General features: G+C 73.8%; 8 protein-coding genes. 5 read left to right on the forward strand and 3 right to left on the reverse strand.

The annotated features are described in order from the left end of the window. Window positions 1-524 precede the first annotated feature (524 nt). Window positions 525-1,961, reverse strand: a complete 1,437-nt coding sequence (locus ACIP5K_RS33055) for a PucR family transcriptional regulator ligand-binding domain-containing protein (protein WP_401415577.1) — start codon at window positions 1,959-1,961, stop codon at window positions 525-527. 183 nt (window positions 1,962-2,144) lie between these two features. On the opposite strand from ACIP5K_RS33055, the gene ACIP5K_RS33060 reads away from it, so the two are divergent. The 3 genes from ACIP5K_RS33060 to ACIP5K_RS33070 all read left to right on the forward strand — a co-directional run bounded on the left by ACIP5K_RS33060 (window position 2,145) and on the right by ACIP5K_RS33070 (window position 6,409). Further along, window positions 2,145-3,629, forward strand: coding sequence for a sodium:solute symporter (locus ACIP5K_RS33060; protein WP_401415580.1), 1,485 nt, complete (start codon window positions 2,145-2,147; stop codon window positions 3,627-3,629). Window positions 3,630-3,692: 63 nt separating this feature from the next. Then, window positions 3,693-4,688 (forward strand): agmatinase, encoded by a 996-nt coding sequence (gene speB, locus ACIP5K_RS33065; RefSeq protein WP_401415583.1) that lies wholly within the window; start codon window positions 3,693-3,695, stop codon window positions 4,686-4,688. A gap of 47 nt (window positions 4,689-4,735) precedes the next feature. Next, window positions 4,736-6,409, forward strand: coding sequence for a thiamine pyrophosphate-binding protein (locus ACIP5K_RS33070; RefSeq protein WP_401415585.1), 1,674 nt, complete (start codon window positions 4,736-4,738; stop codon window positions 6,407-6,409). 43 nt (window positions 6,410-6,452) lie between these two features. Here ACIP5K_RS33070 and ACIP5K_RS33075 read toward each other — a convergent pair whose 3' ends face one another. Together ACIP5K_RS33075 and ACIP5K_RS33080 are read right to left on the reverse strand one after the other, a co-directional pair. Continuing rightward, window positions 6,453-7,247, reverse strand: coding sequence for an endonuclease I family protein (locus ACIP5K_RS33075; protein ID WP_401415587.1), 795 nt, complete (start codon window positions 7,245-7,247; stop codon window positions 6,453-6,455). Window positions 7,248-7,395: 148 nt separating this feature from the next. Further along, entirely contained in the window at window positions 7,396-9,489 is a 2,094-nt protein-coding gene (locus ACIP5K_RS33080; RefSeq protein WP_401415590.1) for an ArnT family glycosyltransferase, read from the reverse strand. Between the two features lie 146 nt (window positions 9,490-9,635). On the opposite strand from ACIP5K_RS33080, the gene ACIP5K_RS33085 reads away from it, so the two are divergent. Beyond that, on the forward strand, window positions 9,636-13,397 hold the full coding sequence (locus tag ACIP5K_RS33085) for an ABC transporter ATP-binding protein (protein WP_401415591.1): 3,762 nt from the start codon (window positions 9,636-9,638) through the stop codon (window positions 13,395-13,397). A 129-nt stretch (window positions 13,398-13,526) separates the two neighbouring features. Next, window positions 13,527-13,946 carry a hypothetical protein gene (locus tag ACIP5K_RS33090; RefSeq protein WP_401415593.1) on the forward strand — a complete coding sequence of 140 codons (420 nt, stop codon included), beginning with the start codon at window positions 13,527-13,529 and terminating at the stop codon, window positions 13,944-13,946. Window positions 13,947-13,989: the final 43 nt, after the last annotated feature.

Below are 13,989 nucleotides of genomic sequence, written 5' to 3' on the forward strand. Positions count from 1 at the left end.
CGCAGTTCCCCGCGCCCCTGGGTGGTTCGTCGTCTGCGGCCCGGTGGCCGCGTCTCGCGCAGTTCCCCGCGCCCCTGAGATGCGCACTGCGTGCGGCATCTCATCAGAGAGGCGCGCCACCGTCCCGTCCCTCAGTGGAGGCGCGCGGAGCGCAGCCTCTGGGGGAGGCTGCGCGCAGCGCATGCCTCAGGGGCGCGGGGAACTGCGCGAGAAGCGGCCACCGGGCCGCGGATGGCGAACGACCCAGGGGCGCGGGGAACTGCGCGAGAAGCGGCCACCGGGCCGCGGATGGCGAACGACCCAGGGGCGCGGGGAACTGCGCGAGAAGCGGCCGCCGGGCCGCGGATGACGAGCCACCCAGGGGCGCGGGGAACTGCGCGAGAAGCGGCCGCCGGGCCGCGGATGACGAACCACCCAGGGGCGCGGGGAACTGCGCGACCAGCCGCCACCGGGCCGAACCCGAAGGATCACCGCTGCGCGACCAGCCGCCACCGGGCCGCGCCTGACGAAGCGGCGGCGGGGGGTTACGGGAGGTCTCTCAGGGTGAACCAGAGTTCCATGCGGACGTCCGGGTCGTCCAGGTCCGCCGACACCAGCACCCCGCACTTGGAGATCCGCTGCCGCACCGTGTTCCGGTGCACCCCGAGCGCCTGGGCCGAGCGGTCCCAGCTGCCGTGCAGGGAGAGCCAGGTGCGCAGGGTCTGCCGGAGTTCCGGGCGGTCGGCGAGCGCGGCCACGTCGGGCGCCGGGGTGTCGGCCCGGTGCCGCACCAGCGGCGCGCGCAGGGCCCGGGCGCGGGCCAGCGCATGGGCCGCCTGGGTGTCGGCGACGGCCAGCTGCCCGGCGCCGGCGGGGGCGGAGACGCCGAGGGTCCAGCCGTCGTGCGCGACGACGTCCTGGCCGGCCGGCACGAGCGCGCGGACCAGGGAGCCGGTGGCGTCGACCAGCGGGGTGCCGAACTCCGGCACCGGCCGGACACCCTGCGCCTGCGCGTGCGCCTGCGCGTGCACCACCCGCCAGCTGCCCCCGGCACCGAGCGCCCCGGCGGCGTCCTCGGGGCGCTCGCCGAGCAGCAGCCGGACCAGCGCCGCCGACCTCCGGGCGTCCCCCGTCGACCGGTGCTCGCCCTGGAGCAGCGAGAGCAGCACGACCGCGACGCCCGCGACGGTGTGGTCGCCGGGCGCCCGCGCCCCCGTGGCCAGGCCGAGCGCCCGGCCGTCGGCGCCCCCGAGCGCGTACGCCGACAGGTGCACGCCCGCCACCTCGTCGGAGGCGGACGCGGGCGTCGGGAAGAGCCGCGTCGAGGCGGGCCGCACCACCCGCAGCAGATCGGCGAGGGCCGCCTCCACCGCCTCGGACGGCGGGGTGCCCGCGTGCTGCGGCCCGGTGCCGTCGGGTCCGGCCAGCACCGCGTACCCGCCGGTGCGCTGGGCGAGCTGGCGCAGCACGGCCGGGACCGGATCGGGCCGGGCGGCCGCGGTGGCCAGCCCCTGCTGCGCCTCGGTGACCCGGCGCAGTTCGAGATGGCGCACCGCGGTCATCAGGTCCCACAGGGCGCGGCCGACGGCGCTGAACGTCGTCCGCTCGGGCACCTCCACCAGCGCGAGAGCGCGCCGCTCGCACGCCGCCACCAGAGCGGGCGGCACCGTGTCGTGCACCGGCGCCACCCCGAACCCCAGGGCGGCGGCGCCCGCCGCGACGATGCGTTCCGCGTAGGCGTCGTAGTAGGCGTCGGTGCCGGTGTCCTCCGGCGCGTGCACGCCCGCCGTCAGCAGCAGCTCGCCGCCCAGCAGGTACGGGTAGGGGTCCGACATCTCCGAGGTGTGGGCCGAGTGCACCGGCACCTCCTCGGCCGGCGGGCCCGCGATCTGCCGCAGCCCCAGCTCGGCGCGGGCCAGCAGCGCGCTCAGCGGGACGGCGGGCAGCGGGGGCACGGCGGGCAGCGCCGACGGGGAGGACATGGTGTGCGTTTCCTCTGGTTCGTACGCGATGAGTAGAGGAAACGTACACTTCAGCGACGCTTTCCAGCCACCTAAGGTCGTCCCGACCGGTGAGCACGGGTACGGGCGGATGTCCCCGTGTCGAGATCCGGGTCCGTTTCCCCGCACGACACGCCACCGAAGTGTGTGAAGGAGGGCTGCCCCATGGCCGTCGACTACATCGTGATCGTCCTCTACCTGGCCGGCATGCTGGCCATGGGCTGGTGGGGCATGCGCCGCGCCAAGTCGAAGAGCGACTTCCTGGTCGCCGGGCGGCGCCTGGGCCCCGCCATGTACTCCGGCACGATGGCCGCCGTGGTCCTCGGCGGCGCCTCCACCATCGGCGGCGTCGGCCTCGGCTACCAGTACGGCCTGTCGGGCGCCTGGATGGTCTTCACCATCGGCCTCGGCATCCTCGCCCTGTCGCTGTTCTTCTCGGCGCGCATCGCCCGCCTGAAGGTCTACACCGTCTCGGAGATGCTCGACCTGCGCTACGGCGGCAGCGCCGGGATGATCTCCGGCATCGTGATGTGGGCCTACACGCTGATGCTGGTGGTCACCTCCACGATCGCCTACGCCACGATCTTCGACGTCCTCTTCGACGTGCCGCGCTGGCTGGCCATCGTCATCGGCGGCGCCATCGTCGTCGCCTACTCGACGCTCGGCGGCATGTGGTCCATCACCATCACCGACATGGTGCAGTTCGTCGTCAAGACGATCGGCGTGCTGCTGATCCTGCTGCCGGTCGCCGTCGTCAAGGCGGGCGGCTTCAGCGAGATGAAGGCGGCGCTGCCCACCTCGTACTTCGACCCGCTGGGCATCGGCGGCGAGACGATCTTCACGTATGTGCTGATCTACACCTTCGGCATGCTCATCGGCCAGGACATCTGGCAGCGCGTGTTCACCGCCCGCAACGACAAGGTGGCCCGCTGGGGCGGCACCGTCTCCGGCGTCTACTGCCTGCTCTACGCGATCGGCGGCGCCGTCATCGGCACCGCGGCCAAGGTCATCTACCCGCAGGGCCTGGGCCAGGCCGACGAGGCCTTCGCCCAGATCGTCAAGGACGAGCTGCCGGTCGGCGTGCGCGGCCTGGTCCTCGCCGCCGCGCTCGCCGCCGTCATGTCGACCTCCTCCGGCGCCCTGATCGCCTGCGCCACCGTCGCCAACAACGACATCTGGAAGCGGCTGCGCGGCGTCCGGCCGGACGCGGCGCCCGAGGCCGAGCACGACGAGGTCAAGGGCAACCGGATGTTCATCCTCGGACTCGGTGTCGTCGCGATCATCACCTCGATCATCCTCAACAACGTCGTCGAGGCGCTGACCGTCGCCTACAACCTGCTCGTCGCCGGCCTGCTCGTGCCGATCCTCGGCGGGCTGATCTGGAAGCGCGGCACCGGCACCGGCGCCCTCGCCTCCGTCGTCGTCGGCGGGCTGTCCGTCATCGGCCTGATGATGTCGTTCGGGATCCTCGCCAACGAGCCCGTCTACTACGGCCTGTCGGCGTCCCTCGTCGTCTACGTCGTCGTCTCGCTGGCCACCCGGCCGACCGACGCCGCCGTCCTCGCCCACTGGCGCGAGCGGCTCGCCGGCCGCGGCGCCCCCGAGTCCGAGCCGGCGGCCGCCGACCCCGTGGCCGCCGCCACCCGGTAACCCGCCGGACAGCCAGTCACCGACTGGAGAGCCCGTCACCCGCAGGAAAGAAGGCACCCGCGCATGAACAGCAACGAGACGCCCCGCGTCCAGGCCGACCCGAACGGTCCGGTCGGCCCCGTCGACTCCTCGCTCGTCCCCCGCTACGCGGGCCCCGCGACCTTCGCGCGCCTGCCGCGCCCGGACGAGGCCGGCGCGGCGGACGTGGCGGTCGTCGGCGTGCCCTTCGACACCGGTGTCTCCTACCGGCCCGGCGCCCGCTTCGGCGGCAACGCGATCCGCGAGGCGTCCCGGCTCCTGCGCCCCTACAACCCGGCGCAGGACGCCTCCCCGTTCGCGCTCGCCCAGGTCGTGGACGCCGGTGACATCGCCGCGAACCCGTTCAACATCAACGAGGCCGTCGAGACGATCGAGGCCGCCGCCGACGGCATCCTCGGCTCCGGCGCCCGCATGATGACCCTCGGCGGCGACCACACCATCGCGCTGCCGCTGCTGCGCAGCGTCGCCAAGAAGCACGGCCCGGTCGCGCTGCTCCACTTCGACGCGCACCTGGACACCTGGGACACCTACTTCGGCGCCGAGTACACGCACGGCACCCCGTTCCGCCGCGCCGTCGAGGAGGGCATCCTCGACACCTCCGCCCTCAGCCACGTCGGCACCCGCGGCCCGCTCTACGGCAAGAGCGACCTCACCGACGACGAGAAGCTCGGCTTCGGCATCGTCACCTCCGCCGACGTCTACCGGCGCGGCGCCGACGAGGTCGCCGACCAGCTGCGCCAGCGCATCGGCGACCGCCCGCTGTACATCTCCATCGACATCGACTGCCTCGACCCGGCCCACGCCCCCGGCACCGGCACCCCGGAGGCCGGCGGCATGACCTCCCGCGAGCTGCTGGAGATCCTGCGCGGTCTGGCATCGTGCAACCTGGTGTCGGCGGACGTCGTCGAGGTGGCCCCCGCCTACGACCACGCCGAGATCACCGCCGTCGCAGCCTCGCACACCGCGTACGAACTGACGACGATCATGGCCCGGCAGATCGCGGCGTCCCGCACCGTCTGACCGCACCACCGGACCGCCCTCCCGCACCTCAAGGAGAGACCCCCGCGATGACCCACGACCACGACCTCGACCTGCGGCCCACCGCCGCCCAGACCGAAGCGGCCCTGAACCCGCCGCCCGGCCGGACCGGCGGCGACCTGGTCGTGGAGACCCTCGCGGGGCTCGGCGCGTCCACCGTCTTCGGCCTGCCCGGCCAGCACGCCCTCGGCCTGTTCGACGCGCTGCGCCGCTCGGACCTGCGCTATGTCGGCCTGCGCGTCGAGAACAACGCCGGGTTCGCGGCGGACGCCTACGGCCGGGTGACCGGTGAGGTCGCGCCGCTGTTCCTGTCCACCGGGCCGGGCGCCCTCACCTCGCTCGCCGCCCTCCAGGAGGCCGCCGCGGCCTCCGCGCCGGTGCTCACCGTCGTCAGCCAGGTCCCGGTGGCCGGGCTCGGCGGCGGCCGGCACGGCTACCTGCACGAACTGCGCGACCAGCAGGCCGCCTTCCGCGACGTGGTCAAGTCCGTGCACACCGTGCGCACCCAGTCGCAGATCCCGTCCGCGATCGCCGCGGCCTGGGAGTCGGCGCTCAGCGCGCCGCACGGCCCGGTCTACGTGGAGATCCCGCAGGACGTCCTGCTCGCCGAGGCCACCCTGCCCCAGGTCACGGCGGTCGACGCCACCCCGCACGAGCTGGTGCCGCGCCCCGAGCTGACGGCCGTCGCCGCCGACCTGCTCGCGAAGGCCGAGCGGCCCGTGATCATCGCGGGCGGCGGCGTGGTCCGCGCCGACGCGGCGGGCAAGCTGCGCGCGCTGGCCGAGCGGCTCGACGCGCCGGTGGTGTGCACCTTCGGCGGCAAGGGCGCCTTCCCCTGGGAGCACCCGCTCTCGCTGCGGTCCTGGATGGAGGACCGGCACGTCACCGACTTCCTGGAGGACGCGGACGTCCTGCTCGTCGTCGGCTCGGGCCTCGGCGAACTCTCCTCGAACTACCACACGTTCGCCCCGCGCGGCCGGGTCGTCCAGATCGAGGCCGACGCGGGCAAGCTGGAGTCCAACCACCCGGCGCTCGGCATCCACGCCGACGCCCGCCTCGCCCTCCAGGCGCTCGTCGAGACGGTCCCGGAGCGCACGGACGGGACCGCACCGGCGCGCGTCGCCGAGGTGCTGAAGGCCGTACGAGAACGCATCGAATCCCAGGAACTCACCCTGGAGCAGGACGTGCTGGCCTCGGTGCGGGCCGCGCTCCCGGACCGGGCCCCGTCCTTCTGGGACATGACGATCCTCGCCTACTGGGCCTGGTCGGCCTGGCCGGGTCCGCTGCACTCGGCGCAGGGCGCGGGCGGCCTCGGCTACGGCTTCCCGGCCGCGCTCGGCGCCGCGGCGGCCGACCCGACGACGCCGGTCCTCGCGGTCTCCGGCGACGGCGGCGCCCTGTACTCGATCGCCGAACTCGCCACGGCGAAGCAGGAGTCCCTGAACGTCACCTGGCTGATCGTCGACGACGGCGGCTACGGCATCCTGCGCGCGTACATGAACGACACCTTCGGGCAGGCCACCGCGACCGAGCTGTCCCGCCCGGACTACGTGGCCCTCGCGGAGTCCTTCGGCGTCCCGGCCGTGCGCACGTCGCCGCGGACCCTGCGCGAGGACCTGGCCGCCGCCCTGGCCGCGCCCGGCCCGCGCGTGGTCGTGCTGCCCGCCGTGCTGCGCATGTTCGCGCCGACGCACCTGGGCTGACGGGCCGGGTCCGCCGGGCCGTGCGGCCCGGCGGGCGGGGCGCCTACCAGATCGACTCGACCCACTCCGGGTGGTCGATGAACGGGTTGCGGTTGTGCTGGTAGGTGTCGTAGATGACCTGGTTGCGCTTCTCCTCGAAGGCGCTCGGCGGGTCCTCCTGGCTCCACTGCTTGAGGACGGAGAGCTTGCCCATGAAGGCGGCGCTGCCGTTGTTGACCTTCTCGTTGGGCTCCAGGTCGGCGAAGCCGTCGCCGCCGTCGTAGCGCACCGCCATGTAGAGGATCATGCGGGCCACGTCGCCCTTGTCCGCGTCGCGCGGCTCGAAGGAGTCGGAGTCGGTGAGGCTGCCGCCGCCGCCCGAGACGGCGCTGCCGCCGTCGTCGAAGTCCTTGTTGCCGCGCACGCTGTTGACCTGGACGTCGGCGGGCCGCAGATGGTGCAGGTCGGTGCCGGGGCCCGTCACCTCGCCGAAGTCGCCGTGGGACTTGGCCCAGGTGTGCTCGCGGTTCCAGTCGCCGAGGTCGCCGCCGTTGAGCGTCTTGGCCCGCGAGACGCCGCTGTAGAGCAGGATCACGTTGTTGCTGTTGTTCGGGTCCTGGTCGGTGACCTTGAGCGCGTTCCAGACCGCGGAGTACGAGATCTTGGTCTGGCTGCTGATGATCGTGTGCAGCGAGGACTTGAGGCTCGCGCCGGTCTTGCCGATCGCGTTCTTGTAGTACGTCGCGTCGTACGCGGTGGTCGTCGCGGAGGCGGGGCCCGCGGTGGCCAGGGGGAGGGCGACGGCCGTCATCAGGGCGGCCGCGGTGAGCGCCGCGGTGCGTATGGGGATTCCGGGCATGAGGGGTGTCCGTCCGTTCTACGCGGGTCGACAGGGAGGCAACCCGCGTAGAATGACATGGACACGAGGAGTTTGGGTGAACAATTCGCGTCAATCATGTGACGTGGATGCGGTCCCTGACGGGGTGTCAAGGACCGCCGTGTGCGCGTCAGTTCACGTCCGACGGGTCCAGCCGGTACAGGGACGGGAACGCCTTCACCGCCGTGCCGTGCTCCTTCACCCACGCGGTGACCGCGGAGCTGACGTCGTTGCCGCCGCCCATCCCGCCGCCCAGGCCGCTCCCGCCGACCTGGACGTAGTGCAGCCGGCCGCTCTTCACCAGCTTCGTGAGCTTGGCGACGGTCATGCCCTTGTCGGAGCCGGTGAAGCCGTACATGGAGATGACGGGCTTCTCGGTGCTGAGGATGATCCGCGCGGCGGACTGCGAGTCGGACACCGCGAGCAGCCACTCGGCGCCGTCCTGGTGCTTCTCCAGGTACGCGATCAGGTCACTGTCGATGGAGCCGCCCAGCCCGCCACCGGGTGCCTCTCCGCCGCCCGGCATCCCGCCGCCGCCCCGCTTCTCACTATCGCCGGGCATCCCGCCGCCGCCCGGCTTCCCGCCGCCGTCCGGCGGGGTGAACCCGCCCTCCTGGCCGCCCGAGCCTTGGCGCTGCCCGCCACCCGGCATCTCGCCCCCGCCGGGGAAGCCGCCCCGGCCGCCTCCGCCGCCTCCGCCGCCCGGGCCGCCCGCGCCGCCGCCCGTCGCGGGCCCGGCCGTCGGGTTCGTGCCGCCCATGCCGCCGCCCGCGCCGGACGAGAACGGCTCGGCGAAGGAGTACGCGGCCGGGCCCGCCACGGACGCCACGACCGCCGCCGCCACCGCGGCGGCGAACAGCCGCACCCGCCGCCCCGACGCCGTCCGCAGGACGAGCAGGCCCGCGAGCGCCAGCGCCATGACGAGGGCGACCAGCGGCCACAGCCACCCGTTCCAGCCGGCGGCCCGCCGCAGCAGGACGACCGCCCAGATCCCGGTGGCCCCGAGCGCGACGGGCAGCACCCACGCCCACCGCCTGTCGGCGCGGAAGGCGCGCAGCAGCAGCACCCCGCCGCCTCCGCACAGCGCCGCGATGCCGGGGGCGACCGCCGTCGTGTAGTACGGGTGCATGGTGCCCTCGGCCGTCGCGAACGTGACGTAGTGCAGCACAAGCCAGCCGCCCCACAGCACCAGCGCCGCGCGCGCGGGGTCGGTGCGCGGGGCCCGCCCGCGCAGCACCAGACCGCCGACGAGGGCGATCACCGCGAAGGGGATCAGCCAGGAGATCTGGCCGCCCAGGGTGTCGTTGAAGAGGCGGCCGAGGCCCGCGGCGCCCGCGAAACCGCCTCCGCCTCCGCCGCCCCCGCCGTTGCCCTCGCCGCCGAGGACCCGGCCCAGCCCGTTGTAGCCCAGGATCAGGTCCCAGGCGGAGCCGTCCATGGAGCCGCCGATGTAGGGGCGCTCGGCGGCCGGTACGAGGGAGACGGCCGTCGCCCACCAGAAGCTGGAGACGGCGAGGACCACGGCCGCGAGCACCAGGTTGCGGATCTTCTTCGCCCGGCCCGGCCGGGCCGCGTACAGGTACACGGCGAAGGCGACGGGCAGCGCGATCCAGCCCTGGAGCATCTTGGTGTTGAAGGCCAGGCCGAAGCAGAGGGCCGAGCCGAGCAGCGGCAGCAGCCGGCCGTCGCGGGTGGCGCGCAGCGCGAGGGCCGCGCCGCCCACCATCAGCAGGAGCAGCAGGGTGTCCGGGTTGTTGTCCCGGTCGATCGCGACCGTGATCGGGGTCAGGGCCAGGACCAGCGCGGCGAGCGCGGCGGCCGCGTGGCCCCAGACCCGCTTCACGGAGGAGTGCAGGATCCAGATCGTGCCGAGCGCGGCCCCGATCTGCGGCAGCATCATCTGCCAGGTGCCGAAGCCGAGGATCCGGCAGGACAGGCCCATCACCATCAGGGACAGCGGCGGCTTGTCGACGGTCAGGAAGCCGCCCGCGTCGAGGGAGCCGAAGAACCAGGCCCGCCAGCTCCGCGTGCCGCTGTACACGGCGGCGCTGTAGAAGCTGTTCAGCTCGTTCGACGACAGGTTCCAGGCGTACAGCACCCCGGCCAGCGCCAGGACGCCGAGCAGCGCGGGCAGCGACCAGCGCGGCGCGCGGTGCGCGGTCGGCGGGGCCGCCGGCGGGGGCGGGGCGGGGGCGTGCGGGAGCGGTTCGGTCGCAGAGGTCACCAGGGAAAGGTGCCCGGCGCGGGTGGGCGGGGGCTGTGCCGGAGCTGGGCACCAGCTGTGAAACCCCGGGCGCGGCGCCGCCCCGATTGTTGCGGCGGGATGAAATCGGCTCCTCGCCGCGTTGGTCATCACGGCACAGCAGCAGGATGGCGAGAGGCGACGGTGTGACGGCGGACGAACAGGTCGGGCGGGGCTGGGCGAAGCGGCTCGCGGGATACGCCTGGCGGTATCCCAAGGACGTCGTGCTCGCGCTCGGGGCCTCGCTCGGCGGGATGGCCGTCATGGCGCTGGTCCCGCTCATCACCAAGGTGATCATCGACGACGTCATAGGCGACCACACCCGCTCCATGGGTGTCTGGGCGGGCGCGCTGGTCGCCGCGGCCGTCGTCGTCTACGTCCTCGCCTACGTCCGCCGCTACTACGGCGGCCGGCTCGCCCTCGACGTCCAGCACGACCTGCGCACCGAGATGTTCGGCACGATCACCCGGCTCGACGGGCGCCGGCAGGACGAGCTGTCCACCGGCCAGGTCGTCGGCCGCGCCACCAGCGACCTCCAGCTCATCCAGGGGCTGCTCTTCATGCTCCCGATGACCATCGGGAACTTCCTGCTGTTCCTCATCTCCCTGGTGATCATGGCGTGGCTCTCGCTGCCGCTGACCCTGGTCGCGCTCGCCGTGGCCCCCGCGCTGTGGTTCATCGCCCGGCGCAGCCGCTCCCGGCTGCACCCCGCCACCTGGTACGCGCAGGCGCAGGCCGCCGCCGTCGCCGGGGTCGTCGACGGCGCGGTCAGCGGCGTGCGCGTCGTGAAGGGGTTCGGGCAGGAGGAGCAGGAGACCGGCAAGCTGCGCGAGGTCGGGCGGCGGCTGTTCGCCGGGCGGCTGCGCACCATCCGGCTCAACTCCCGGTTCACCCCCGCCCTCCAGGCCGTGCCCGCGCTCGGCCAGGTCGCGATGCTGGCCCTGGGCGGCTGGCTCGCGGTGCGCGGACAGATCACGCTCGGCACCTTCGTCGCGTTCTCCTCGTACCTGTCCCAGCTCGTCGGCCCGGTGCGCATGCTCGCCGTCGTGCTGACCGTCGGACAGCAGGCCCGCGCCGGTGTGGAGCGCGTCCTGGAACTCATCGACACCGAGCCGTCGCTCACCGACGGCACCAGGGACCTGCCCGCCGACGCGCCCGCCACCGTCGAGTTCGACGACGTCGCCTTCGCGTACGCGGGCGGCGACCGGCCGGTCCTGGACGGGCTGTCCTTCGAGATCCGCGCGGGCGAGACGCTCGCCGTCGTCGGCTCCTCCGGCTCGGGCAAGTCCACCGTCTCGCTGCTGCTGCCGCGCCTGTACGACGTCACGCGCGGCGCCGTCCTCGTCGGCGGCCACGACGTGCGCGAGCTGAGCCTGGCCTCGCTGCGGGCCGCCATCGGCCTCGTACCGGAGGACTCGTTCCTCTTCTCCGACACCGTGCGGGCGAACATCGCGTACGGCGTCCCGGACGCCACCGACGAGCAGATCGAGGCCGCCGCGCGCGCCGCGCAGGCCGACCGGTTCATCGCCGAGCTGCCCGCCGGGTACGCCACCAAGGTCGGCGAGCACGGGCTGACCCTCTCCGGCGGCCAGCGCCAGCGCGTCGCGCTCGCCCGCGCCCTCCTCACCGACCCGCGCCTGCTGGTCCTCGACGACGCCACGTCCGCCGTGGACGCGCGCGTCGAGCACGAGATCCACGAGGCGCTGCGGCAGGTGATGGCGGGCCGCACCACGCTGCTCATCGCGCACCGCCGCTCCACGCTGAACCTCGCCGACCGCATCGCCGTCCTCGACGGCGGCCGGCTCGCCGCGATCGGGACGCACGCGGAGCTGGAGGCCGCCTCGCCGCTCTACCGGCGGCTGCTGACCGACCCCGACGGGCTGGGCGGCGTGTCGCCCGGGCACGCGCCGACCGCGGCCCCGGCCGAGGACACCTCCGTACGGGAGGAGCTGGACGCCGAGTTCGACGCCGAGCGCGGGGTCACCCCCCGGCTGTGGACGGGCGACCGGGAGCCCAAGGACGCCGCGCTGTCCGGGATGCCCGCCACCCCCGAACTCCTGGCGCAGGTGGACGCGCTGCCGCCGGCCACCGACACCCCCGACATCGACGAGACGCGGGCCGTCACGCCCGAGGACTCCTACGGCCTGCGGCGGCTGCTGCGCGGCTTCGGGCCGGTGCTGCTGATCAGCCTGGGCCTGGTCGCGGTCGACGCGGGCGTCGGGCTGCTGCTGCCCGTCCTGATCCGGCACGGCATCGACGACGGCGTCAGCCGGCTGGCGCTCGGCGCGGTCTGGGCGGCGTCCGGGCTCGCCCTGGCCGCCGTGCTCGTGCAGTGGGCCGCGCAGATCGGCGAGACCCGGATGACCGGCCGCACCGGCGAGCGCGTGCTGTACTCGCTGCGCCTGAAGATCTTCTCCCAGCTCCAGCGGCTCGGGCTCGACTACTACGAGCGCGAGCTGACCGGCCGGATCATGACCCGGATGACGACGGACGTCGACGCGCTGTCGACGTTCCTCCAGACCGGCCTGGTCACCGCGTTCGTCTCCGTCGTCACCTTCTTCGGCATCATGGGCGTCCTGCTCGTCATCGACCTCCAGCTGGCCCTCGTCGTCTTCGCGACGCTGCCGCCGCTGATCGTCGGCACGTACTTCTTCCGCCGCTCCAGCGTCAAGGCGTACGAGCTGGCGCGCGAGCGGGTCTCCGTCGTCAACGCCGACCTCCAGGAGACCGTCGCCGGACTGCGCATCGTGCAGGCGTTCCGCCGCGAGAAGGACGGCCGGGAGCGGTTCGCGGCGGGCAGCGACAGCTACCGCAGCGCGCGCACCCGCGGCCAGTGGCTGATCTCCGTCTACTTCCCGTTCGTGCAGCTGCTGTCGTCGGTGGCGGCCGCCGCCGTGCTGATGGTGGGTGCCCACCGGGTCGACGCGGGCACGCTGACGACCGGCGCGCTCGTCGCCTACCTGCTCTACATCGACCTGTTCTTCGCGCCCGTGCAGCAGCTCTCCCAGGTCTTCGACGGCTACCAGCAGGCCACCGTCTCGCTGGGCCGCATCCAGGAACTGCTGCGCGAGCCGACCTCCACGAAGGGCGCCGCCGAGCCGCTGGACGTGCTGTCGCTGCGCGGCGAGATCGCCTTCGAGGACGTCGACTTCGCGTACGGGGCCCCGGACGCGGGGGAGACGGCCCTGACCGGGGTGCGGCTGCGGATCCCGGCCGGGCAGACCGTCGCGTTCGTCGGCGAGACCGGCGCCGGCAAGTCGACGCTGGTCAAGCTGGTCGCCCGGTTCTACGACCCGACGGGCGGCCGGGTCACCGTCGACGGCAGCGACCTGCGCGACCTCGACCTGACCTCGTACCGGCACCGGCTCGGCGTCGTCCCGCAGGAGGCGTACCTCTTCCCCGGCACGGTCCGCGACGCCATCGCCTACGGGCGTCCCGAGGCGACCGACGCCGAGGTGGAGGCGGCGGCCCGCGCGGTCGGCGCGCACGAGATGATCGCCACCCTGGACGGCGGCTACCTGCACGAGGTCGCCGAGCGCGGCCGGAACCTGTCGGCCGGCCAGCGCCAGCTGATCGCCCTGGCCCGCGCCGAACTCGTCGACCCCGACGTCCTGCTCCTCGACGAGGCCACCGCCGCCCTCGACCTGGCCACCGAGGCGCTGGTCAACCAGGCCACCGAGCGGCTGGCCGGGCGGCGCACCACCCTCGTCGTCGCCCACCGGCTGACGACGGCGGCCCGCGCCGACCGGGTCGTGGTGATGGACCACGGGCAGGTCGTCGAGGACGGCACCCACGACGAGCTGCTGCGCCTCGACGGCACGTACGCACGGCTGTGGCGCACCTTCATCGGCGAGGACGACACGGCGGACGTGGTGGGCGCGTCCTCCTGACGGACGCGTGTCCACCGGCCCGGAGAGGGCGACATCCGTCCACCCGGACCTGATTCGCGCAACCGTGCGACCCGCGTGGCGCGTCCGTTCCTCAGTACGCTGCTGCCGAGGTGACGGGAGGGAACAGTGGTGCGAAGAGACGGAGAGGCGGGCGCCGGCATACGCCGCGGGCCGCGCCGCCCGGCCGCGTTCCTGCTGGCCGTGCTGCTCGGCTCGGGTCTGCTCGTCCTCGGCGGTCCGGCCGCCGGCAGCGCGCACGCGGCCGGGCTGTGCTCCGGGCACAAGGTGCGCACCCTGTCCTTCGCGACCGGCCGGACGGTCGTCTACAGGAGCAACGGCTACGTCTGCGCCGTCACCTACCCCAGGAAGTCCGGCGCCCGCCGGTACATGTCGGTCGGCGTGCAGGCGCGCGGCAACCGCAAGGTCGTCGACGCGGGCCGCTTCACCCATCACGCGGGACCGGTCATCGTGCACGCGGGACACCGCTGCGTCCGGGTGACCGGCGCCGTGGGCTCCCGGTCCGTCGCCACGGGCTGGATTCTCTGCTGAGCGGACACCCGGTCCCTCTGGTGGTACGCGGAGCGCTCCGATA

The sequence above is a fragment of the Streptomyces sp. NPDC088785 genome, from assembly GCF_044750685.1.
Taxonomy (GTDB): Bacteria; Actinomycetota; Actinomycetes; order Streptomycetales; family Streptomycetaceae; genus Streptomyces.

Bases quoted from the DNA above. Each gene is read 5' to 3' on its own strand.
- ACIP5K_RS33085 (WP_401415591.1), top strand. From the start codon at position 9,636: ATGGCGAGAGGCGACGGTGTGACGGCGGACGAACAGGTCGGGCGGGGC.
- speB (WP_401415583.1), top strand. From the start codon at position 3,693: ATGAACAGCAACGAGACGCCCCGCGTCCAGGCCGACCCGAACGGTCCG.
- ACIP5K_RS33060 (WP_401415580.1), top strand. From the start codon at position 2,145: ATGGCCGTCGACTACATCGTGATCGTCCTCTACCTGGCCGGCATGCTG.
- ACIP5K_RS33070 (WP_401415585.1), top strand. From the start codon at position 4,736: ATGACCCACGACCACGACCTCGACCTGCGGCCCACCGCCGCCCAGACC.
- ACIP5K_RS33055 (WP_401415577.1), bottom strand. From the start codon at position 1,961: ATGTCCTCCCCGTCGGCGCTGCCCGCCGTGCCCCCGCTGCCCGCCGTC.
- ACIP5K_RS33075 (WP_401415587.1), bottom strand. From the start codon at position 7,247: ATGCCCGGAATCCCCATACGCACCGCGGCGCTCACCGCGGCCGCCCTG.